The sequence below is a fragment of the Winogradskyella maritima genome (assembly GCF_042650215.1).
Classification (GTDB): domain Bacteria; phylum Bacteroidota; class Bacteroidia; order Flavobacteriales; family Flavobacteriaceae; genus Winogradskyella; species Winogradskyella maritima.
Genome location: NZ_JBHSAT010000001.1, coordinates 65571 through 87270 on the forward strand (window position 1 = coordinate 65571; position 21700 = coordinate 87270).

General features: G+C 38.8%; 16 protein-coding genes and 2 tRNA genes. 8 read left to right on the plus strand and 10 right to left on the minus strand.

Going from position 1 to position 21700, the window contains the following annotated elements; genetic code table 11:
- Both ACFOSX_RS00270 and ribB read left to right on the plus strand, forming a co-directional pair.
- On the plus strand, nucleotides 1–1986 hold the full coding sequence (locus ACFOSX_RS00270; RefSeq protein ID WP_386095841.1) for an LptF/LptG family permease: 1986 nt from the start codon (nucleotides 1–3) through the stop codon (nucleotides 1984–1986).
- A gap of 27 nt (nucleotides 1987–2013) precedes the next feature.
- Complete coding sequence (gene ribB / locus ACFOSX_RS00275) at nucleotides 2014–3162, plus strand: 3,4-dihydroxy-2-butanone-4-phosphate synthase (protein WP_386095843.1); 1149 nt, start codon at nucleotides 2014–2016, stop codon at nucleotides 3160–3162.
- Here the strand turns inward: ribB and ACFOSX_RS00280 are convergent.
- The 3 genes from ACFOSX_RS00280 to ACFOSX_RS00290 are packed head-to-tail and all read right to left on the minus strand — an operon-like array spanning nucleotide 3159 to nucleotide 5485.
- Nucleotides 3159–4352 carry a DegT/DnrJ/EryC1/StrS family aminotransferase gene (locus tag ACFOSX_RS00280; protein WP_386095845.1) on the minus strand — a complete coding sequence of 398 codons (1194 nt, stop codon included), beginning with the start codon at nucleotides 4350–4352 and terminating at the stop codon, nucleotides 3159–3161. The genes ribB and ACFOSX_RS00280 overlap by 4 nt on opposite strands.
- Nucleotides 4353–4360: 8 nt before the next feature.
- On the minus strand, nucleotides 4361–4798 hold the full coding sequence (locus tag ACFOSX_RS00285; RefSeq protein ID WP_386095847.1) for a thioredoxin family protein: 438 nt from the start codon (nucleotides 4796–4798) through the stop codon (nucleotides 4361–4363).
- Nucleotides 4799–4855: 57 nt separating this feature from the next.
- Nucleotides 4856–5485, minus strand: coding sequence for an NAD(P)H-dependent oxidoreductase (locus ACFOSX_RS00290; RefSeq protein WP_386095849.1), 630 nt, complete (start codon nucleotides 5483–5485; stop codon nucleotides 4856–4858).
- Between the two features lie 76 nt (nucleotides 5486–5561).
- Here ACFOSX_RS00290 and ACFOSX_RS00295 point away from each other — a divergent pair, with 76 nt between their 5' ends.
- Nucleotides 5562–6158, plus strand: coding sequence for a methyltransferase domain-containing protein (locus ACFOSX_RS00295; protein WP_386095851.1), 597 nt, complete (start codon nucleotides 5562–5564; stop codon nucleotides 6156–6158).
- 52 nt (nucleotides 6159–6210) lie between these two features.
- On the opposite strand, the gene ACFOSX_RS00300 is transcribed toward ACFOSX_RS00295, so the two are convergent.
- Nucleotides 6211–9354 carry a T9SS type A sorting domain-containing protein gene (locus tag ACFOSX_RS00300; RefSeq protein ID WP_386095853.1) on the minus strand — a complete coding sequence of 1048 codons (3144 nt, stop codon included), beginning with the start codon at nucleotides 9352–9354 and terminating at the stop codon, nucleotides 6211–6213.
- A gap of 232 nt (nucleotides 9355–9586) precedes the next feature.
- Between ACFOSX_RS00300 and ACFOSX_RS00305 the strand changes: the two genes are divergently transcribed.
- Nucleotides 9587–9671, plus strand: a tRNA-Ser gene (locus tag ACFOSX_RS00305).
- A gap of 171 nt (nucleotides 9672–9842) precedes the next feature.
- Here the strand turns inward: ACFOSX_RS00305 and ACFOSX_RS00310 are convergent.
- Together ACFOSX_RS00310 and ACFOSX_RS00315 are read right to left on the minus strand one after the other, a co-directional pair.
- Nucleotides 9843–11123 carry a DUF2254 domain-containing protein gene (locus tag ACFOSX_RS00310; RefSeq protein WP_386095855.1) on the minus strand — a complete coding sequence of 427 codons (1281 nt, stop codon included), beginning with the start codon at nucleotides 11121–11123 and terminating at the stop codon, nucleotides 9843–9845.
- Nucleotides 11124–11279: 156 nt separating this feature from the next.
- Nucleotides 11280–14864 carry a metallophosphatase gene (locus ACFOSX_RS00315; RefSeq protein WP_386095857.1) on the minus strand — a complete coding sequence of 1195 codons (3585 nt, stop codon included), beginning with the start codon at nucleotides 14862–14864 and terminating at the stop codon, nucleotides 11280–11282.
- Nucleotides 14865–15042: 178 nt separating this feature from the next.
- Here ACFOSX_RS00315 and ACFOSX_RS00320 point away from each other — a divergent pair, with 178 nt between their 5' ends.
- The 4 genes from ACFOSX_RS00320 to ACFOSX_RS00335 all read left to right on the plus strand — a co-directional run bounded on the left by ACFOSX_RS00320 (nucleotide 15043) and on the right by ACFOSX_RS00335 (nucleotide 18959).
- Entirely contained in the window at nucleotides 15043–15822 is a 780-nt protein-coding gene (locus ACFOSX_RS00320; RefSeq protein ID WP_386095859.1) for a DUF3108 domain-containing protein, read from the plus strand.
- A 4-nt stretch (nucleotides 15823–15826) separates the two neighbouring features.
- Entirely contained in the window at nucleotides 15827–16180 is a 354-nt protein-coding gene (locus ACFOSX_RS00325; protein ID WP_386095861.1) for an FUSC family protein, read from the plus strand.
- A gap of 65 nt (nucleotides 16181–16245) precedes the next feature.
- A complete protein-coding gene (locus ACFOSX_RS00330) occupies nucleotides 16246–17277 on the plus strand; it encodes a M28 family metallopeptidase (RefSeq protein ID WP_386095863.1) in 1032 nt (343 codons plus the stop codon).
- 119 nt (nucleotides 17278–17396) lie between these two features.
- Complete coding sequence (locus ACFOSX_RS00335; RefSeq protein WP_386095865.1) at nucleotides 17397–18959, plus strand: M28 family metallopeptidase; 1563 nt, start codon at nucleotides 17397–17399, stop codon at nucleotides 18957–18959.
- A 364-nt stretch (nucleotides 18960–19323) separates the two neighbouring features.
- On the opposite strand, the gene ACFOSX_RS00340 is transcribed toward ACFOSX_RS00335, so the two are convergent.
- From ACFOSX_RS00340 to ACFOSX_RS00355, 4 genes are all read right to left on the minus strand, one after another.
- Nucleotides 19324–19611 carry a GIY-YIG nuclease family protein gene (locus ACFOSX_RS00340; protein ID WP_386095867.1) on the minus strand — a complete coding sequence of 96 codons (288 nt, stop codon included), beginning with the start codon at nucleotides 19609–19611 and terminating at the stop codon, nucleotides 19324–19326.
- Between the two features lie 79 nt (nucleotides 19612–19690).
- A tRNA-His gene (locus tag ACFOSX_RS00345) sits at nucleotides 19691–19767 on the minus strand.
- A gap of 57 nt (nucleotides 19768–19824) precedes the next feature.
- Nucleotides 19825–20541 carry a bacillithiol biosynthesis deacetylase BshB1 gene (bshB1, locus tag ACFOSX_RS00350; RefSeq protein ID WP_386095869.1) on the minus strand — a complete coding sequence of 239 codons (717 nt, stop codon included), beginning with the start codon at nucleotides 20539–20541 and terminating at the stop codon, nucleotides 19825–19827.
- A gap of 4 nt (nucleotides 20542–20545) precedes the next feature.
- Nucleotides 20546–21697 carry a trans-sulfuration enzyme family protein gene (locus ACFOSX_RS00355; RefSeq protein WP_386095870.1) on the minus strand — a complete coding sequence of 384 codons (1152 nt, stop codon included), beginning with the start codon at nucleotides 21695–21697 and terminating at the stop codon, nucleotides 20546–20548.
- Nucleotides 21698–21700: the final 3 nt, after the last annotated feature.

A 21700-nucleotide genomic window follows, 5' to 3' on the forward strand; every position in this document is an offset into this window, starting at 1 on the left:
TTGAAAATACTTGATAGGTATATACTCAAAACCTACCTAAAAACTTTTCTGAGTGTATTTACTATACTCATGTTCATCTTTGTTCTCCAAACGATATGGTTATACATATCCGAACTGGCGGGCAAAGATTTGGACATTGCAGTAGTTGGTAAATTCCTTCTATACTTTGCGCCTAAAATGGTGCCTTTGGTCTTACCATTGACTATTCTATTGGCGTCTATCATGGTCTTCGGGAATTTTGCTGAAAACTATGAGTTTGCTGCCATGAAGTCCACAGGGATTTCCCTGCAACGCGCCATGAGAAGCTTAGCCATCTTTATTTTTGCCTTGGCGATTGGTGCTTTCTTTTTTGCCAATAATGTCATTCCATGGGCAGAATATGAATCCTACAACCTTAGGCGGAATATTGCTAAAGTAAAGCCGGCCATGGCTATTGCAGAAGGGCAATTTAACGACATTGGAAACATCAATATTAAAGTTGAAAACAAAACTGGTGATCGTGGTCAGTATTTGGATAACGTTATCATACATAAAAAGAAAAATTCCAGACCCGGAAATTACACGGTAATTGTCGCTGATAAAGGTGAGTTGATCAGTTCTGAAGATTCAAATATTCTTCAGTTAGAATTAACAGACGGCAACTATTATGATGAATTAATCACTAAAAACAATCGGGACTATGTCGCTAGGAAACCCCATGCGCAGAGTGCTTTTGAAAAATACATCATCAATGTAGATTTAGCCAATCTCAATAACGTAGACCTTGACGATAAAAGTAGTGACGGGCGTTACAATATGCTTAACATTTCGGAATTAAATTACACCATAGACAGTCTCTACCAAAGGCGTAAAGATGACTTTAATACTTTATCCAACACGCTTTATAATCGTTCTACTTATGAAACACTATCTGTAAATATAGAACCTAAAACGGATACTATATTTAATGGGGAAGTTTTGGATTTGTTCAATAATCAAGCTAAAATACAGGTGCTAAATCTCGCTATGAATACAGCCACAAGTACCACACAAATCTTAGAGACCAATAAAAAAACCTATGCAGAACGTGATGCTTGGCGGAATAGACATATCATTGCTTTGCACGACAAGTACGTTTTGGCTCTTGCCTGTATCATCTTGTTTTTTGTTGGCGCACCACTCGGTGCTTTAATTAAAAAAGGAGGTTTGGGCCTTCCCATGGTCATTGCGATAGTGCTCTTTTTAAGTTATCACTTTATTGGCATTTTTTCGAAAAACAGTGCGAAAGATGGAACCTTTAGTCCTGTTGTAGCCACTTGGTTGTCTACTGCAATCATGCTACCATTGAGCATCTACTTAACGTCTAGAGCCACAAAAGATCGTGGTCTCTTTGAAATGGATGTGATTTTGGTGCCACTGAAAAAACTCTTCAACTTTAAAAGCAAAAACGGCTCAGAGGATGTCAAGCGTATTCAATCCTATAGCTATTACAACAAACACAGTATTGAAGAATTGGTTGCGGTTGTAAAAGACCAGAATGAATTCCAAATCGATAAAAAGCCGAAGCAAATTGCTATTCAGCATTTGATGGATCGTGGTCTTTCACTCAGTGACATGAGAGAGAAAGGACTAGATGTCCCGACGAATCTCCAAACGGCTAAAGTTGATCTTAAAGACTATATCGATTATTCCACAACCAGCCTTGTGACCTACAGTATTGGTGCTGTTCTCTTGATTCTTCATTTTGTTTTTAGAAATAACAAATTACCAGAATTGGCTATCACAGTTAGGGATTTAAGTATTATTTCATTTGTGATTTTCCTTATTTATGTGATTGTATCATTCATCTTTTATAGAAAATTCTATGCTAGTTTAAGCGGGAAACGCAAAATGAAAAATCCACTTGTAGTACTCCTAACGCTTCCACTCTATCCGTTTGAATACTTTTTATACAAGAGTAAAATGAAGCACGACTTCCATTTGAATACCCTCGAAAAGATAAATTAGACCTATCTTTGCGACAAAATTTTACTGATGTTGGTAGAACCCTTAAAAAAGGACATTGTGCTGAATACAATTGAAGAAGCGATTGAAGATATTCGCTTAGGCAAAGTTATTATTGTTGTTGACGATGAAAATCGTGAAAACGAAGGCGACTTTTTAGCCGCTGCGGAAACTGTAACTCCTGAAACCATCAATTTTATGGCTATGCACGGTCGCGGGCTAATTTGTGCACCGCTAACCGAAGAGCGTTGCAAGGATTTAGATCTCAACATGATGGTTCGCAATAATACTGACCCGATGGAAACAGCATTCACCGTTTCTGTAGATTTACGAGGTAACGGTGTTACCACAGGCATTTCCGCTTCAGACCGAGCAAAAACGGTCAATGCACTTATTGATCCTGAAACACGAGCGCACGATTTAGCGCGTCCTGGCCATATTTTTCCTTTGGTGGCTAAAGAAGGTGGTGTTTTAAGACGAACCGGACATACAGAAGCGGCGATTGATTTTGCACGTTTGGCTGGTTTTCAACCTGCTGGTGTTATTGTGGAAATCATGAACGAAGATGGCACCATGGCACGACTACCACAGCTTATGAAAGTGGCTGAGAAATTCGATTTAAAAATCGTCTCTATCGAAGATTTGGTGGCTTATCGTATGGAGCATGATTCGCTTATCGTAAAAAAGGAAGATTTTAATATTGAAACACGCTTTGGACAATTCAGGCTCAGAGCGTATGAGCAAACGACCAATAATCAGATTCATATCGCTTTGACTAAGGGCAGTTGGACCTCTGGTGATGCCGTGCTAACGAGAGTTAATTCAACCTTAGTCAATAACGACATCTTAGGCACATTGACCAACAATGCCGATCAGAAGCTTGATGATATGTTTAATGTCATTAATGATGCTGGAAAAGGTGCTATTCTATTTATCAATCAACAAAATCAATCGACGAACTTGTTGAGTCGCTTATCACGATTGAAAGAATCACAAGTGCAAGGTGAAATAACCAAAGCGCCTCGTATTGCTATGGACAATCGGGATTTTGGTATTGGCGCTCAGATTCTTCATGATCTTAACATCACAAAATTGCGTTTAATCAGTAATAGCGAACAAACCAAACGGGTTGGTATTATAGGTTACGGCTTAGAGATCACCGAGTATATCAATTACTAAACAGCACTGTTAATAATCTTCGCCATCAATTGTGCTCGCTGACGGACCTCGTCTTCCGTCCATGATAATTTGATGAGGCAGGAGATATTTCTAGCGATATAACTATCGGACTGTGGGAAGGTTTTCGAACCTAAATAGTTTAAGCCATTTCTGACCTCTTCAGATAATGGAAATAAGGACTTCATATCTTTAAGATGTTCCCATTTACGGACGTAGTGCCAATTATTATCATAATAATGAAAACAGGCATCCACACCTTGCGCTTTAAATTCTGAAGATACCTCACGTGCTATTTCTAAGTCTGGCAAAAAGAAATTGAGGAAGGCACAGCTTTCTACACCACCTTCGGGCACACGCCTAAATTCAACCGCGTCTATTTTTGACAATTCATCTCTAATGATATCAAAATTTCGCTTCTGAAGATTCAAAAATTCAGGCAAACGTTTCACTTGGGCCAATCCCACGGCAGCGTGCAATTCAGAAATCCTAAAATTATATCCTAAAAACGGATGAGTTTCCGCACCGCGATCGCTTCCTACATGATCATGACCATGGTCAGAATAATGGTCTGCATTGGTATAATAATCTGGATTATTCGTTATTACTGCACCGCCTTCACCACAGGTCATGGTTTTTACAAAATCAAACGAAAAACAACCTAAATCGCCAATACTTCCCAGCTGTTGTCCATTGTACGTTCCGCCGATAGCTTGGCAGGCGTCTTCCACCAAATGCAGATCATGTGTTTTACAAATGCTTTTTAAGGCGTTCATGTCAGCCATACTACCACACATCTGAACGACCATAATGGCTTTGGTCTTATCTGAAATGGCACGCTCAACGGCGTCTGGATCGAGTCCAAGTGTGTCATCAATATCCACCAAGACTGGAATGGCACCCAACATTAAAATCGCTTCAAAGCTCGCCACAAACGTAAAGGTTGGCATAATCACCTCATCACCTGCGCCAACACCTGCGGCAGCCAACGCTACTGATACCGCTGCTGTTCCGCTAGATACCAATTGCACATGCTTTACACCAAGAAAAGTTTCAAGTTCGCTTTCAAGCGCTTTGGCCTTCCAATGACCCTTGCGCATACCGTCAAAACCGTAGCGCATTAGGACTCCATTGTCTAAAACATCATGTACTTCATTGCGTTCTGCGTCGCCAAATAATTCAAATCCAGGCATAGTTTAGCTTAGTGAGATTGTAGTTTAGTCAAAAATTCGTTAATGGCTACTTCCGAAATTTCAGAAAGGGAAATTCCCGTTCTATTCCCCAAGGCATCAGCCAAAACCACCATCGGGTATTTGTCTTGATTGTTGAAGTTTTTTTTCAATCTGGCTTCGTAGATATCTTCGTTAGCTTTGTTTTTTCGTTCCTTAGAAACCTTCAGGTTAAGTATAACGTAATTTGAAGCCATACTCTTGAAGGTCGAAGAACTCCAAAATTGACGATATAAAACTTTTTCGTCAGACTTAGAATCGTTGTCCGTAAAGTACACCAGAATCATTTTATTCTGTGCTTGTGCTTCAGCCTTTGCTGTATTAAATGCACTTTGCCATTTACTCGATTGAGCAGACACGTTTGTACTTAGAAAAAAGATAAGAATTAAAAGACCCGAAAGACGTTTCATAGATGCAATGTTAAGATGAACAAATATACTGTTTTGAACGTGTAAATAAGTGCTATATTATAATTCGATAACCGTTTCAGTCACTGATTTTCGAACTTTCTTAAACCCCGAAAACATGTCGTCGGAAGCTCTATAGCCCACTGGAAGCAACAACACGGAACTTAGATGCTTTTCTTTCAAACCTAAAGCCTCATCAAACGCTTTGGGGTTAAATCCTTCCATTGGACAGCTATCTATTTTCTCAACGGCACAGACCGTCATAAGATTTCCCAATGCGATATAGGCCTGGTTCTTGGTCCAAGCCTCTTTATCAGCGTCGCTCATATTTTCAATGGTTGCCGTCATTTGAACTTTAAAAGGATCCAAGATATCGTCTGGCGTTTTTCGTATGGTTTTAATAGCTTCAAAATGATGGTCCACATCTTCCGCATCTACTTTCGTATCAATACATAATACCAGTAAATGCGAGGCATCCGCTACCTGACGTTGCCCAAAAGCATGCGCCACCAATGCCTTCCGTTTTTCATTACTCTCAATAACAATCAGTCGTAAGGTTTGTAAACCGTAGGACAAGGCCGTAAGATTAAAAGCCTCCTTTAAAATGCCCATTTTTTCATCGCTGAGCTTTTTAGTAGCATCAAATTTTTTAGTAGCGTATCGCCATTTTAGGCTAGAAATAATATCCATAAACCATTTTTTACAAAAATAAGAAGCCTAGTCGTGCCGTCCTATTTATTGTTTAAAGATGTCTTATTTTTAAGGCATGAATACAGCAGAAAACAACTATTGGACCCAGCGTTACGAAGACGAAAGGACCGGTTGGGATATCGGCTATCCTTCCACGCCAATTGTAGAGTACATCGATCAACTTGACGACAAATCGCTCAAAATCCTAATTCCTGGCGCCGGGAACGCCTACGAGGCCGAATATATTTACAACGCAGGATTTAAAAACGTCTTTGTCTTAGATATATCAGAGTTTCCCTTAAATGCATTTGCAGAACGCAATCCCAATTTTCCTAAAAAGCAACTCATCCATGGTGATTTTTTCACACATACGGAAACCTACGACCTCATCATTGAGCAAACCTTTTTCTGTTCGTTCGTTCCGACAGACGCTAATAGGAATGCTTATGCTAAGCAAATGCATCGTTTATTAAAATCAAACGGGAAACTAATTGGACTTTGGTTTGATTTTCCTTTGACTGGGGACATTGAGAAACGTCCTTTTGGTGGGGATAAGGATTTGTACCTCTCGTATTTAGAAAAGTATTTTAAGGTAAAGGTTTTTGAACGGAGTTATAATTCTATTTCAGAACGTATGGGGAAGGAATTGTTTGGGGTGTTTGAGAGGAAATAAAAAAGAGCGCAAAATAAATTGCGCTCTCTTTCAATCTAACTAAAAATTAAAATTATCTCATCACTGAAATCTTATAACTCTGTGTCATTTCTTCAGAAGAAACAACCAAGATATATAATCCATTAGAGATCGATTCACTTACTGTATAATCTAAGGTTTGCACACTGTTACTAGTATTATAATCTCTAGTAAAACTATCAATTAGTTTTCCTGACAAGTCATATATACTTCCTTTGATTTCTTGACTATTACTTAGTTTTACTCTAACGTGTAATACATTAGATACAGGATTTGGATAGGGTAAAATAATACTGTTTTCAACAATTATGTCATCATTACTCAATGTCGCCGGTATAGTAATAGTAAGTTGTACGGCATCTGCTGCATTTGTTGTAGGTCTAATTTGAAACGTCTGCTCTTCTTCTTCAGGTAAGCCAGAAATACTAAAGCTATATGCCTCCCACTGATCCATATTAACTCTATTAACAATCCCAACTTGGACATAAGTGCCCGTTGTTTCATTAAATTGCTCAATAATAAATTGATCATAACCATAACCATTCCAATAGAGTACGACATCGTTTGTAGTCATAGGTATGATGGCTATAGATTCATTAATTAAAGCGTCAAAGCTGAAATTATAGCCACCAGTATAATTGTCTGTAGTCACTTTGGTGAATGACTCAGATACTGCAAAACGACCAGTTGCTCCTGCTGTAGCCGCCGCTGCCGCAACGCCATAACCAGCCTCAGCCTCCGACTCGGCTTCGGCCTCAACTTCTCCTAAAGTACCAAACTGCGGCACTGAAGTTTCATTATTACTTGATGAAGTCTCACTGCTATTTTGAGGATTTACAAATCCATTAAGAATCACAGGGTTCGCAACATTTGCCGGGTCTGTATCAATACTAACAGTAGCGGTTGCAAAATCAATACCTTCAGCTTCCATCTCCATTTCATTATCCTCACCCGGTGTATTTGGAACACCAGCTACTGCAACTGCAACTGATACACCACGTAATTCATCGTCACTGGCGGTAGCTGTTGCACTAACTGTACCTGCCTCACCTTCTAGAGGCATAGTAATTGATACAGTAACGACTTTACCAGCGCCAGCTGCACCAGCTGCTGCATGTAAATGTGAATCAAAAGCAGTTTTGACTTGGATACCATCGTACCCACCTGCTGCTGCACTAACTGCAACTGCAGAAGAATTAAATCCAACCTCAGCTTCCACTTCTGTTTCGGTTTCAGCTTCATATTCGTAGCTTGAAAAATCTATTCCGTAGTCTGGATAAGTTAATCCAGTTGCAGGTGTGGTTGTTTTATCGTGCGAATTGTTATTTACAGGCTGATCAAAAACACCTGTTGATGTAGAGGAAGATGATGCGGCCATTGCTTCAAATGGCAGAACTCCGTTTTTACCTTGAGTGGCATTGGTTCCAGCAGCGGCGGCAGCCGAATTAAATCCTACCTCAGCTTCTGCTTCTGCCTCAACTTCAGATTCGATATTATTCAATGATAAGTCTTGAGCAAAAGCTACTCTAGCATCATTTGCTACAGCAACATCATCCCAACTCCTAATACGTTCTTCAAAAAAGTCGTAATGCTTAGGATCACTCGACACAGAATTATTAGAACTATTATCTGAAGTTCTCGTCATGGTATCGACATCTGAAATCTCTAATGTACCTTGAGCCAAAGCATCACCTAATCCTAGAGCATTACTCGTAGTATTTATAGATGGTGTACCTTCTGCGTTAGCTTCTGCTTCAGCCTCTGCTTCAGCCCCAGCACCAGGTAAAGCATCAGTTAAACTTGGGTTTCTTGATTCTTGCTCAAACATCTGTCCGTTATCTAAAACAGATACACCGTTGTCGGCTTCTGTAGATGTTGAAACGGATGTAGATGATGCAGACTCAGCACTTGAGGTTTGTCCATTGGCACCAGTACTTCCTGCTGTAGCAACTCCCGCAACGGCAGCTCCATTTTCAGCTTCTGCTTCAGCCTCAACTTCTGATTCTGCTTCTGTTTCAAAACTTGTAAATCCTTTACCATTAACAGCTGTTGGTACATCTGCTAAAGACGTTGCGTCTCTTAAAGCGGTTTCTCCTGTACTTCTCAACTGAATTGCAGAGCCATTATTACGGGAAGAATTCCGCGTTGTTGTAATATTTTCGTTACCACTACCCGTATTTTCAGCAAAATTTCTTGCTGGTTCTGGAATTCTGAATATCTGTGGCTCAATATCGTTGACTACAGAGGACGACGCTGACGTATTTACTCTAACATCACTAGATACAACTCCGAAATCTCCTGTTACCATTGTTGCTACTCCAGCTGACGCAGCAGCACCACCAGCACCTGTTTCTGCTTCAGCCTCTACCTCTGCTTCCACTTCAACTTCAGTTTCTGTATCTGTTTCAATTTGTGAAACAGGTACATCCGTTTCTGTTGCATAAACCACACCAAAAGGGATATCCCTTAATGTTGAAGCGCCGTTATCAGATTTTGTATCTGAAGAATTGCTTTCTGGTTTTGTTTCATTAAATGCTAATCTATTAACACTTGAGCTAGATCCTCCATCAATCGTTTGACTTGGGCCTGTGTTTTCCGGATAATCAATATTGACTTGAGATAAACTCACCCCTGTAGATGTTCTCGCTAATACAGATGTTACTGTATTTGCAGGATAATAATAAGTGTCTGATCCCCCACCTTGTATAGTGTAAGTTGATGCTCCCACACCAGCAGCACCAGCAGCAGTACCACCAACAGCAACAGCGGCACCGTTTTCTACTTCTACTTCAACTTCAGATTCTACTTCTACCTCAGCTTCTGCCAAAAAAATATCTGCTCTTCTATTTCTAGAATTTCGATTCTCTGCAATCGGGATATAATTATTGAAGGATGGGAATCTAGAAAACTCTCCTTGTGTAGAACGTCCTGCAGATGCAGCAGGTACTGTTGTCCCTCTAGACATACCTCCGGAAAGGAAGATTTTAGCCAGTGCATTCGGAAAATTGGCGCCAACACCTGCAGCCAATGAGACTGATCCGGCAACTTGTCCTGGTGTAGCTTCAGCCTCCACCTCGGACTCGACCTCAACTTCTGTGTCAAGGACGACTGTTTGAGCACACAATGCGTTTATTGCGATAAACGACATCATTAGTGCAATAATGTAACTTTTTTTCATGATTTCTTTTTTAATTTAGGTTGTTATAACAAAAATAAAACTAAGCAGGATATGTAGGTGTGCCCAAATGAAGAATATCTTTGCTTTTATAAGAATTAATAGTGTGTTTGTGGTTTATTATTCAGCATGGACTATTAATATAAATAAATAAATTTGGGTTCTTTTTTTTTATGTCATAAAAGATAATATATTTGCACCCGCATTGGAGCAAATAGTTCTACGAGACACTCAAGGAGAAATGGCAGAGCGGTCGAATGCACTGGTCTTGAAAACCAGCGAGGGTCACACCTCCGGGGGTTCGAATCCCTCTTTCTCCGCACATCTAAAGCGAAAAACCACCGAGTTAAACTTGTGTGGTTTTTTTTCTTTGTAACTAATCCTATGGAGGAAGGGCACCCTATAATTTACAATCGATTTCGATTAAATATATATAAATCGTAAATTTTTTTATAAACCTTCTTATTATAAAATGGGAAAAAATAAGGGATTTAATTATTATTATCCAAAAGCCTTAGGACTCGCTTTCTATCATTTTCATTTTTCTCATATTTTTCAACATCCTCTTTAATTAGTTCAATTTCATCTTTCACAGCATCTAAATAGTGGGTGTTTATTTTTGAATCAGCTATTAAGAAATTCAGAGTATTCAACAATTCTTCAGTGACATGCGAATCACTTTTTGAATAGTTTCTTATGGGCTGAACTATTAATCTCATAAGTTCCTTTGCACCAACATTACGCTGAATCAGATTTCCATTATAGTCATTGGTGTCTACATATGTCATCTCTGGCAGACGTAGTGATAATCTTAATAATCTTCCAATCTTGTGCATAACATCAGTTGCGGTTCCGGGATCATTTTTTGCCGATGAAATGGCCTTGACAACTACCTCCATCAATTTTATAAGTCCATTAGTAATGCTTTGACCTTTGTACCGATCTTCGGTTATAATTATAGCCCTTATCAAATTTTCTCTCATATCTTCGTTTAAAGAGCCATCAACTTTGAGAATTACTTCTCCTTCCCAAACATGCTTATATTCATATGGTAAGACGTGAATATCCGCATCGAAATGCGGAAAATTCTTAGGGTCTATAAGCTCTGTGTCAAAACATTTAAAATAACCCGTTTTACTACTATAAACGGTCGACCAGCCATCATAATCCGTGGTACTTTCATAGGGCTTTAAAGATAGCTGATGGTCTAAAAGCGACTCTGTCTTAAAAAAAACATCCTTTACTATGATATCTATTCTAATAACGCTCGAAATATTCTGAATGTAAATTACAAATAATATAATGCAAAGTAAACCCAGAATCGAAGCAACCATGACTGAAATACCTCTTTCAGAAGTATTTGAATCTCCAGAACCTAATGCAATTAAAACTAGTATGCAGTGGATTAAAGTTCCTCCATATATGCCTAAAATAATTTGTCTTTTAGTATCTGATATCAATTGTGGCAGAAGACGTGGTGAGTAATTGGTTGACGCCTGACTTAAAACGATCATCACCATTGAAAAGCTAAATACCATGAGAGACAGTATGCTAGCAATAAGAGTTGAAAGAATATCTCTGGACGTATCGACATCCTCCAAATAGAGAAAACTTAAATAATCTTTAAAGAATTGTGTTGATAAGCTGGTCTCATAACTTAGTAATAATACCGAGCTTAAGAAGAAAAAAAAGATTATCAGTACAGGATAAAAAACTAAACTGTTTAGGATTTTGAGATATAAAGTTTTAAACTGTTTTTTTAATTTTCTCATATGCAAATCATTAGAGAATTAATTTGGTGTTTATACGCATAAATTAGCTCTAAATTTAAATTGAATATCTGACTTAAGACAGTTAATGATTGACAATTTACGATAAATTTCAAATGAGTGAAATCGAAAAGTAGTCATAGTTTAGACCATATTTAATTAGAATCGAAACCCAGCCGTGAAAATAATACGGTCATCCTCACTACTTGTATAGTATCCAATATTCAATGTCAGCGCCTGAAACCCATTAACATAAAAGGAACCACCATAACTGCTGTGCCATTGGTCGGAGTTATCATTATCCGTCCACACACGACCTAAATCATAACCGCCCGTAACCCCTAATCGTAAGGGCACAAAGCCTGTGCGGACTTCGGCGAGACACAATCGTAAATCCGTTGTTTGAAAGAACGAAGATTTTCCTAAAAAACGGTCATTTCTAAAACCTCTTAAACTGTTGTTCCCACCTACTGTGACCGCATGGTAAAATTCATAATCATCGCCAAATCTAAAATCGGCCTGAACTTTTGTGGCTATGGTCGCCAGTCCACTATCATGGATTGGATAAATAAATGATGCTGTTGGCGTCACATAACCAAATTTATTCCCAAAATCACTATCTGTATTTTGTTTATATCCCGCTACAACACCCAATTCAATACCGCGTCTTGGTATAGCCAATAAGCTTTCCTTATTATTAAAATTAATGCCCACTTCCCCACCGACATAAATTTGTCGTTCAAACACATCATCATTGGCATCAAAAAATTGCTCTGCAAAGCCGTTGTCATCATCTTGCACATCATGCGCTTCAATACGTCCTGCGATATGGGCATCGACATTGCCATCAGTTTTATAAATTAATGACGGTTGCACGTGCCATTGACTAATCTTAACACGATTAAAATCTAAATCATCCGTATCCCCATCATATTGTGTGTCGTTACCAATCCCGAAAAAGTTAACAGCAAAATTGGCACTCGTTACTCTGGCATCCAATCCTAAATTCCAATTGTAAAATACGTGGGCAAATTCGCCATAATAGGTAAACTCAGTTCCTTGTGTTGCTCCATAGTAAAAAAATCCTAAGTTATGTTGCGATGAAAACGGATTACGCAATAAATCGTATCTCGTATACGTATTTTTTATCCCAAAATTTAATCCGGCATCTGGGTCAAAACCAACTGCCGGAAGACTAACATTCTCCGTATACTTTCGCTTTTGCGGGTCGTAATTATTGATGTCGTAAGAATCTGTTAGCATCTTACTGACGGGATTCTTGAAAGTGTTTTTCTTCGATTTATAATCGTACACTTTTACTGCCCTATTGTTCTCAATATCGTAAATATCATTTTCCTCGCCACCAAAAATCTTTAATTTAATGTAGTCATCACCTTCTCCCCTTACTGTGATTTCATCATCGCCGTCTAGCGCATAAATCCAGATTTCTTTGGTTTCGGATTTGTCATAAGTATTTTCAAAATGAGGCTTATCCTTATGGGTCATGCTAACTTTGGTTTTCCCGTTAGGAAGACGTTCTATATTAATAATATTGTCTTTCGTTGTAGCGACAATCACTTCGTGCTCTTTAAAGAATTCGTAATAATCCATAGCAATCTGCATCATGTTGGAGCGCCTTTGCTTCATCAGTTCTTTGATGCGTTCGGTAGTATCGTCCTTGGTATCTGCTAAGAGGTTTGCAAATGCCGAATCAATGACATCGTCGGTTAAATTATTCTGAAGGTATTCCACCTGCGTTTTCCAGTCATTCCAACTCGCACGGTTGATAAAGGTTTTATCCAAGTAGAAAACAGCATTGTTGAACGTTTTTATGTTGTCAATCTCTTGCGAATAGCTCTGCATGTTTCTGGCCAAGGGCGACACGGCTTTTAAAATTGCAGGGAACACACCATCATAGATTGGGAAGGCTTGGTCGCGGTCTCGCGGGATTGGTTTATACAATTCCGTACCGTCTTCTTGCTTGTGCAAGGCCCAACGCCATTGGTCTTCGTGGCGGTCCCAATCACCAATCAACATATCAAATAAACGCGCACGCAGGTACAAATCTTCATCTATGCGGGCATCCTTGTCTTCCTGTAATTCCAACAACATATCTTTGGTACTGATGATATCATCTGCCTTTCCGAAAGTTTCAAAATCCTTGTTTTCATCACCGACATGCTCTTCAATCATATACAGTTTGTCACCATAATTCTCGTTAAATCGTCCCAAACGCTTCTGCTTTGGCAAGTACACAATCTTTGGATTGGCATGTGGGATATCAATCGCATTCAGCAACTCGTTTACAGCAAACTGAGCGTAAGGATGTGACGTTGTATAGTAATCTTGGATGATAGATTCCGCCACCGTATTGTCCATATATTCTAAAACGTAGTGGTCTTTTATCTTCGACTGAATAAAGCGCACACCGCTCTTACGAAGTTCCCGAACGGTGTATTCATTTTCGTTATCATCAATTAAACGTAAGCTTCGGGATTGGTTACCACCGCCTTCGGTTATGGCACGGACGTTATTCTGAAGGCTATCCAAAAACAGAACCGGTGCAGTAATTTTTCTTCCGTAGATATCGCGGTAATGGTCGCCCCAAAACCATTTATAAAAGCCCGATTTATCAACTTCTTCATTCGTATAAATAGAAGATTCATAGGTCGACCCAAAATCTGAATTCTCATGGTACGGAAAGTCTTTCGGTCCTGCTATTTTAGATTTTATTTCGGTTGAAAAGACTTCGGAAGGCTGTCCGCTTTCTACCGAAAACAACTGTACATCAGAGCTTCCGTCCCTATATAAGGTTAACTTAGCGAAACCTTTATCATTCGACGCAAATTCACCTTTTCCTATTTCAGATTTTACAGATTCAGTTGCTCCACTAGCTCCAGCTATAATCTGAGGAATGCCGTCATCGGTCAAAAATTGTAGATTTCTATCGGCGCCAGATACAAAAATGACATCATTAAATTGGCTGGCGTAACTTTCTAAACGGCCTACCAAATATTTCATGTCCTTATGATAGTAGGCTTGCTTGGACAAACCACCCAATCTACCAATAAGACCTTGACGCGTTTCAGTCAAAATAGGGTGATACAAAGCCACCACAATGGTTTTGTTTTGTTCGTCCTTTAGTTCATCCTTAAACTCCAAGAAAAATTGCTCGCGGGTTTTTATTTCACACTTATTATTGATGTACGGATGCTCATCCCAATCCTCTAAATACCACTGTGTGTCTACCATCACCAACTCTACTTCATCGCTAAGGGTTTCACGCTCAATGGGGCAACCATCGTTTGGCCAAAATTTCCCCTTGCTGTTGTCTTGCAGAAAAGATTCCAAATCGTCCAAAGCATCGTGCCCAGATTTATTCCATTCGTTTTTCCCTGGAATGTAAATCACCTGACCGTTAAAATCCTCTAACGGTTTCATGATGTTATTTTCCAGAAAATCTTCTTCGGTTTTTCGGTCTTTCTTGGATTTTGGATAGCCTTTGGCTCGTGTTGTGTTACCCAAGGCTACAAAAGTGGCTTCCTTATCTTTTTTTGAAGCGTCGATAATGACCTTCAAAATAAGGTCTGATGAAGAACTCTTTTCAAGACCTAAATTAGACGTGAAGTATATGGTTTGGGATACATCTTTGGATGTGTCCTGTGCCTTAAGTTCTTCAAAATTTAAAACAAAAAAAGCAAGAAATAAAATTATAATTCTGCTGGTGTGTGTGGATAATCTCATTAGAGTGTATTGATTTTCTTCAAATGTCATTCAATAAAGATAGTTATAAGTGCTGATTCAATACTAATGTTAAAGCATTTGCCAAAGGTCTCATAATATCTTTGGCAGTTTTTACGGCGCATTGTATTTTCGGCACAATAAATGTTCGTATAGACGTTATAAGCAAAACTACAATCACATGCAACGACTCCTATTAGTACTTTTTTGTTTAGCAACCTTTCACGGTTATGCACAAAATAAAGCCATTGGCTCAAACGAAAAGTTGGTTTTTACCGCTTCTTATAATATGTCTGGCCTTATGACGGACATTGCCCAAGTTAAAATGGAAACTTCTGAAGTGAAGACTTCCAAAGCCACATTGTTACGTTTAAAGTGCTCGGCCGCTACCTTCAGCAAATGGGACAGTTTCTTTAAGATTAGGGATTTATATGAAAGCTATGTGAGTCCAAAATACTTGACGCCTTACCTCTATAAAAGAGATATTGACGAGGGTGGTTACTATAAATTTATGCAGTATAAATTCAACAGAAAGAATAACTCGGTTGAAAGCTTAAAGCGCAAAAAAAATGGTAAAGGCGAATTTTGGGAAGAGAAAAAACAATTACCTGTAAGTAGCGCTACGCGCGATTTGGTCTCAACCTTATACCATATTAGAAATTTGGATATCGATAAGGCAAGTGCCGGCGATTCGTCGTCATTCAAGGTGATTTTTGACAATGAAGTAAAAACCGTCAATGTGAGAATGGTTGGTAAGGAAACTATTTCTACAGCTATAGGAAGTAAATCTTGCTACAAATTGGCCATTTCGGTTTCTGGTTCGGACGTTTTAAAGGGAAGCAACAACAACTTGATTTGGCTAACTGCTGATGCGAATAAGATTCCGGTGTATGCAAAATTCAAGATTCCTGTAGGGAATGGTGAATTAAAGATTACATCAGCTTCAGGATTAAAAAACTAAAGACATGAAACGACTACTCATCATTCTAGGATTTATTTCGGCCATTTTTGCTGTGATTCTAGCAGTAACACCGTTGAATAAGTTAGCTGTTTTTCCAGTCATCTTAGCATTTTTGTGCGGATTGGGATTACTTTGGCTTTCAAAAAAGAAAGGGTTTAAGTCTAAATCCATTCAGTATATTTTTCTACTTTCCATAATTGCCATTTCCGTGACCATCTATAAAGGTGTGTTTACAGAAACTGTGGTTGGCGATGTAGAAGAATTGGAACAACGCGATGAAGAATCCGTTGAAGATTCCAAAGACCTTTTGGAAGATTTAGACATTGAGGACATAGAAATTGACGATAGCGATTTTTAATCCTGAATTGATTTTACCGACCATGTAAGCATTTTCGTTATTTTTACGGCTTTAATTTTGAAGTCATGAAATTTCTTGTTCTATCCGTATTAACCCTTGTTGGCTCGTGTGCAACGATGCGCCACAGCGAAAAGGTGGAACAGCTTGAAAATTCCATAATCTATGAAGATAAAGAGGCTATTGAGCGTTTTAAGTCCGAAATAGATATCGAAGACCTAAAAATGCATCTTGAAGAAATCGCTTCAGAAAAGTATCAGGGCCGTATGACGGGCGAACCGGGACACAATGCGGTTTGTGAATACATCCGAAGTTATTATGATAGTTTGAATGTGAAAGCGCCTAACCTTCTACCAGATTATTACCAGAAAATTCCAAAAGCCGACTTACCTGATAATATCAACGATTCCCAAAACATCATTGCCTACATTGAAGGGAGCCTATATCCTGATGAGTATGTATTCATCACGGCACATTCCGACCATGAAGGTGTCATAGATGGCGAAATTTATAACGGTGCTGACGATAACGGTTCCGGAACTTCCGCTGTATTAGAAATGGCAGAAGCTTTTAAAAAAGCCACTGATGAAGGCTATGCGCCAAAACGAAGCATTGTCTTTTTACATGTTACTGCTGAGGAAATCGGGCTTTATGGGTCGAGATATTACGCCAATAATCCCGTATTTCCATTAGAAAACACGGTGGCGGCGTTAAACACGGATATGATTGGTCGTGTAGATCCAAGACATAAAAACAACCCTAATTATGTCTATGTTATTGGTGCCGACCGTATAAGTACGGAGCTTGATTTCATCACGAAAAAAGCCAATGAGGAATTTGTGAATCTCGACTTAGACTATACCTACAATGACCCTAACGACGTCAATCGCTACTACAGTCGAAGCGACCATTATAATTTTGCGCTAAAAGGTATTCCTGTTGTATTTTTCTTTAATGGTGAGCATGAAGATTATACCAAGCCAACGGATACTGCCGATAAAATCAACTTTGGCTTATTGAAAAAAAGAGCTGATCTCATCTTTGTAACGGCTTGGTATTTAGCAAACGCCGACGAACGCCTCAAAGCAGAACTGCTTTAGTGTTAAAAATTGTTAAAGAATTTTCTTGAAATCCCCTATTGACGGCTAATTGCTTACTTTTAGACTTCTAATTTTGGTAGCGGTAAAAACCGTTTCCAATTCATCTTAAAACTCATTTTATGAAACGATTATTTAGCCTAGTTGCCGTTGGTGCCTTATTAGTAGGTTGCGGTTCTTCGCAAACAGCTAATGATGTAGTTAAAACGCCGAAAACCTCAGCAGATTACAGCGATTCAATTACCCAAGACGAATTAAAAGAAATGTTATATAAATATGCCTCTGACGAATTTGAAGGTCGAGAAACCGGGGAAAAAGGTCAGAAAATGGCAGTGGAATACTTAAAGCAACAATATATTGCTATGGGTATTGATACGCCGTTGTCTGGCGATGACTATTTTCAAGAAGTACCGCTAGAAAAACAAAAGGCCGCTCAGGCAACAATTTCAGTAAACGGCATGGCTTACAATGCCTTTGAAGACCATATTGTATTGCGTCTGTCTGAAAATTTAGATTTGTCTATAGATGAAATCAAATACGCTGGTTATGGTATAGATGCTGACAACTATTCAGATTATACAGATCTTGATGTAAAAGGGAAAGTCGTTTTAGTCAAAGCTGGTGAACCAAAGGATGCTAATGGTAATTATGTGACTTCTGGGACAGCTGAAGACACAAAATGGACAAACGGCAGACAGTCATTATCCTCCAAACGAGATGCTGCTAAAGAGCACGGTGCAAAAGCATTGATTTTAATGGACGAAACATTATTTGGCCGTTATGCACCTTATTTTAAAGCACAAGCTGAATCTGGAGCTACTGGTCGATTAAGTCTAAAAAGTAATGAGCCAGATATGGCCATGCTTATGATAAATGAAAAATTAGGCAAAGCCTTATACAAAGACATTATGACCGACGATAAAGCCAAAGATTTAAAAACGGAGTTAAAATTATCGGCCATAAACGAAACTGAGTCTATCATGTCTGAAAACGTGGTAGCTTACATCAAAGGTTCTGAAAAACCTGATGAAGTGGTTGTGATCTCTGCACATTTAGATCATGAAGGCATTAAAAATGGTGAGGTTTATAACGGTGCAGATGATGATGGATCTGGTACTATCGCCATCTTAGAAATTGCCGAAGCCTTTAAAATGGCGCAAAAAGATGGTCATGGTCCAAAGCGCTCTGTATTATTTCTTCATGTTACGGGCGAAGAAAAAGGACTATTAGGCTCAAGATATTATACGGATATGGATCCTATTTTCCCGCTGGAAGATACGGTTGCTGATTTCAACATTGATATGATTGGTCGCATTGATCCAAAGCGAACAGAAGGTGAGAGAAACTACATATATTTAATCGGAAGTGATAAATTAAGTACAGAATTACACAACATTTCTGAAGAAGTCAATGAGAAGTATGCTAAGGTAGAATTAGACTACACCTATAATGATGAAAATGACCCTAACCGTTTTTACTACCGATCAGATCACTACAACTTTGCGAAAAACAACATTCCGGTGATATTCTATTTCAATGGAACGCATGATGACTATCACCGACCAAGTGATACACCAGATAAGATTGAATATGATTTACTAGAAAACAGAACCCGTTTAGTATTCCATACGGCTTGGGAAGTAGCTAACAGACCAGAACGAATTGTGGTTGATAAAGCGGAGTAAAGAATACTATTTACTATTATTTATTCTTTATTAATAAAAAAGGTCTTTCAATCATGAAAGACCTTTTTTATGTTTAAGAACCTCATGCCTAACACCCCTAAAGTTCCCTCAAGGGGACAACCCTGAAATTAACACCAATCAAAAAATTGATTATTTATAATTTTCATGAAAACTCTGAGTTTAAATTTTGTTAATCATGCTCAATAAAACTATTGTCCCCTTGAGGGGTCTTTAGGGGTGTTTCATCAATAATTGAGCAAATAAAAAAACCTGTCCGAAAAGACAGGTTTTAAGTCTAATAAGCCTGATATTCTAATCAGCCTTTTGACATTGGCTTCGCCATTCGTCTCTCAAAATAATTTTTTTATTTGGGACTATATTTCTTTATGAAAGCTTCAAGTCGCTGTCTGTTTAAGTTCTTCAACTTCATTTCTAAAAGGTAGGCTTCGTTCTTCGATAGCTTTTCTATAACCAAAACTTCGATCCATGGTCGTCCCGAGGATGTGAAATCTTTGTTTTTCTCTGAATTATGGTACTTTAAACGCTTTGGGAAATTGCTTGTACTTCCTTTATAGTAGAGATCTCGTGATCGAGAGTAAATGATGTAAGTATAATATGCCACAAAAGAACTATAATAAACAAAAAGACCCATCTCATAGGAGACAGGTCTTTTGATGAAAGTGGTACTGACGCTTCGGTCAGCACCAAGACATTGGCTTCGCCAATCGTCTTGGGGTGGAAGACCGGGTTCGAACCGGCGACTTTCGGTACCACAAACCGACGCTCTAACCAGCTGAGCTACAACCACCATTTATTAGGAGTGCAAATTTAAATTAATTCCTAGGTTTTGCAAAAGGATTTTAACTTATTTTAAGTCGAACAAACTATCTACAGCAGGATAACGCTCTACCGTAAATCCCTCCGCATGCTCCACGCCTACAAGCCTACCAAAGTTTCGCGCGCGATAGTCTAAGCTATCGGCAAAGTTTTTACTGGAAATTGGTGTTTCTGGCTCATTACTATCTGGATCGTAAAATTGTGAGGCGTAGGCCATAATCGCTTCCACTTTTTTATCCATATAGCCAGAAACATCAACGACGACATCAGGCTTCAAATCTTTCCATTGAATATAATGGTACACGAATTGAGGTCTCCATTCGTTTTGCATTTGACCAATATCTTCAGTTTCAATTCGCCGTAAGCCACTTAAAAAACAAGCATCACTCGCTAATTTGCTACCTTTCCCATGGTCAATGTGGCGGTCGTCAACGGCATTGCAAAGCACAATTTCAGGACGATAACGTCTTATGATTTTAATGATTTCTAACTTATGGGCTTTATCATTGACAAAGAAACCATCCGCAAAAGCCAGGTTTTCTCGTACAGAAACACCAAGAATTTTCGCCGCATTGGCGGCTTCCTCATCCCTAATTTCTGCTGAACCTCGAGTTCCCAATTCGCCTCGGGTTAAATCGAGAATACCAACCTTTCGTCCTTTTGAAATTTCTTTTGCAATTGTAGCACCACAACCCAATTCTACATCATCAGGATGCGCCCCAATCGCTAAAATATCTAGTTTCATACGTTTATTTTATTGCGGCGATAGCCGTATCAATATCTTGTTTTAAATCTTTTGCCTCCTCTATTCCAACAGAAAAACGGATGAGTTGATCACTGATCCCAACTGCTTTTCGTTCTTCTTCAGTTAAAAGTGCATGTGAGGTTAAATGCGGTGAAATCACTGTACTTTCAATACCTGCCAAACTCATGGAGGATTTTATCAATTTAAGCGCTTTCTGAAATCGGTAAGAATTCAAACCTTCTCGTAATTCAAAAGACAGCATGGCTCCAAAACCTTTCATCTGTGATTTGGCTAAATCGTGCTCAGGATGAGAAGGTAATCCAGGATAATAAACTTTAGAGACATCGGCATGATCATCTAGCCACGTGGCCATTTCCATAGCATTCGCTGTTTGGGCTTTAACACGTAGACCCATGGTTTTCATACTACGCTCCAATAGCCAAACGGTCATATCACTCAGACTTCCTCCTAGGTTTTTGGATACGTTCCAAATGCGTTCCATATGTTCTTCTTTTGAAGCAACCGCTCCTGCACAAATGTCACTATGCCCACCAAAATATTTGGTTGCTGAATGCATCACCATATCTATTCCTAAATCTAACGGATTCTGATTCACAGGTGACGCAAATGTATTATCTATAGAGGTTAAAATCTCTTTCGCCTTTGCCATTTCTGCCACAGCTTTTATATTAGTAATGGTTAGCAATGGATTTGACGGCGTTTCAATATGAATCAATTTTGTATTAGGTTGAATAGCATTTTCAAAATCTTCAACCGTATAACCATTGGTAAAGGTATACTCAATACCATATTTTGGAAATTCTTCCTTGATAAAATTCACGGTTCCGCCGTATAAGGTATTCTGAACCACCAAATGATCGCCGGATTGCAAAAACGCCAAAAACATGTGACTGATTGCCGCCATCCCTGATCCAAAAATCATAGCACTTTCGGCATTTTCTAAAGCTGCTATTTTTTTAGAAAGATGTTCTTGGTTTGGTGTGTTGAAATATCTAGGATATCGCTTTACGTCGACATCGAGAAACTCATAGGATGAGCTTAAATACATCGGCGAGACAGCCCCTTTAAACTGTTCGTCCTTTATTTCACCAACATGCGTGCAAATGGTATTTAATCCTATTTTGTCCTTTTCCATGTT

Bases quoted from the DNA above. Each gene is read 5' to 3' on its own strand.
- ribB (WP_386095843.1), top strand. From the start codon at position 2,014: ATGTTGGTAGAACCCTTAAAAAAGGACATTGTGCTGAATACAATTGAA.
- ACFOSX_RS00280 (WP_386095845.1), bottom strand. From the start codon at position 4,352: ATGCCTGGATTTGAATTATTTGGCGACGCAGAACGCAATGAAGTACAT.
- ACFOSX_RS00285 (WP_386095847.1), bottom strand. From the start codon at position 4,798: ATGAAACGTCTTTCGGGTCTTTTAATTCTTATCTTTTTTCTAAGTACA.
- ACFOSX_RS00290 (WP_386095849.1), bottom strand. From the start codon at position 5,485: ATGGATATTATTTCTAGCCTAAAATGGCGATACGCTACTAAAAAATTT.
- ACFOSX_RS00295 (WP_386095851.1), top strand. From the start codon at position 5,562: ATGAATACAGCAGAAAACAACTATTGGACCCAGCGTTACGAAGACGAA.
- ACFOSX_RS00300 (WP_386095853.1), bottom strand. From the start codon at position 9,354: ATGAAAAAAAGTTACATTATTGCACTAATGATGTCGTTTATCGCAATA.
- ACFOSX_RS00310 (WP_386095855.1), bottom strand. From the start codon at position 11,123: ATGAGAAAATTAAAAAAACAGTTTAAAACTTTATATCTCAAAATCCTA.
- ACFOSX_RS00315 (WP_386095857.1), bottom strand. From the start codon at position 14,864: ATGAGATTATCCACACACACCAGCAGAATTATAATTTTATTTCTTGCT.
- ACFOSX_RS00320 (WP_386095859.1), top strand. From the start codon at position 15,043: ATGCAACGACTCCTATTAGTACTTTTTTGTTTAGCAACCTTTCACGGT.
- ACFOSX_RS00325 (WP_386095861.1), top strand. From the start codon at position 15,827: ATGAAACGACTACTCATCATTCTAGGATTTATTTCGGCCATTTTTGCT.
- ACFOSX_RS00330 (WP_386095863.1), top strand. From the start codon at position 16,246: ATGAAATTTCTTGTTCTATCCGTATTAACCCTTGTTGGCTCGTGTGCA.
- ACFOSX_RS00335 (WP_386095865.1), top strand. From the start codon at position 17,397: ATGAAACGATTATTTAGCCTAGTTGCCGTTGGTGCCTTATTAGTAGGT.
- ACFOSX_RS00340 (WP_386095867.1), bottom strand. From the start codon at position 19,611: ATGGGTCTTTTTGTTTATTATAGTTCTTTTGTGGCATATTATACTTAC.
- bshB1 (WP_386095869.1), bottom strand. From the start codon at position 20,541: ATGAAACTAGATATTTTAGCGATTGGGGCGCATCCTGATGATGTAGAA.
- ACFOSX_RS00355 (WP_386095870.1), bottom strand. From the start codon at position 21,697: ATGGAAAAGGACAAAATAGGATTAAATACCATTTGCACGCATGTTGGT.